The organism is Mycobacterium sp. E2497 (assembly GCF_001668695.1).
GTDB lineage: Bacteria > Actinomycetota > Actinomycetes > Mycobacteriales > Mycobacteriaceae > Mycobacterium.
Genome location: NZ_LZKD01000030.1, coordinates 1 through 901, shown reverse-complemented (window position 1 = coordinate 901; position 901 = coordinate 1). Strand labels below are relative to the sequence as shown.

Here is a 901-nt window from a genome sequence, read left to right as displayed (position 1 = left end):
GATTGTTGATCACCGGGTGTTCGATGGCCGGCAGTTGGCGGCGCGCCTTCTCGCAGCGCTCCAGCATCGCCAGCTGTTGCGCGACGTTCATCGCGTCAACCGGTAACGCCCGGGCGCGGGCCAAGACCGCATCGAGGTCGTCGAACACCGCGTCGACATCCGGATGACTACTTGGACTCACACCCCCAAACTAGCCACCCCCACCGACAAAAATGTCGACCCAAGAACACTGAAGCTAAAGTGACGCAAGTGATTTCGGTGGAAATACGCGTCCTATCCAGTACCGAGCTAATGGCACTCGTGCGCGTGCTCATGTCCCTCGTCGGGGGAGTCGGGGGAGCCGCCCATCATCCGCGCCATCGGGATTCCGCCCGTCGTGACGAACCGGACGACCAAAATGGCGGCGACGACGAGGAAGGCGATATTGAGCCAGGTGGTGTAGTTCCACGAAATCGTCGCCTCCATGACGGTGGCGTTGCGCTGATTCGGAATGAGATTCGTTGCGCCGAAGATCAATTCGACTAGATAGCCCGCGGCGACCATCGCGGCGTAGAACGTGCCCAGCAGCGTCAGCATCATCTTGGTGCCGTAGTACTTGCGGTAGATGTTCAGGATCGGCACGATCAGCAGGTCGGCGTAGATGAACGCGATGACCCCGCCGAAACTGATGCCCCCGTTCCACAGCACCGCGGCGAGCGGAACGTTGCCGATCGAGCAGACGAACGACACGATAGCCACGATCGGTCCCACCAGGGGCCCCCAGATCGCCGACCAGCCGGGGTGGTCGACCAAAAAGAAGACCTGCCAGAACTTTTCGGGCACCCACGCCGCGATGGCCCCCGCGATCAACAAGCCCAGCACGAGGTCGCGCAGGATCGCCAACCACTCCATTGCGAACACG

Annotated in this window: 1 protein-coding gene and 1 pseudogene; both read right to left on the bottom strand. The window is 61.6% G+C overall.

Annotation, left to right across the window (positions count from 1 at the left end; genetic code table 11):
* Positions 1-181 (bottom strand): annotated as a pseudogene (locus A5713_RS28040) (hypothetical protein); the annotation flags it as partial.
* 107 nt (positions 182-288) lie between these two features.
* The coding region (locus tag A5713_RS02465) for a permease (RefSeq protein WP_197516273.1) at positions 289-901 on the bottom strand (613 nt) is incomplete at its 5' end.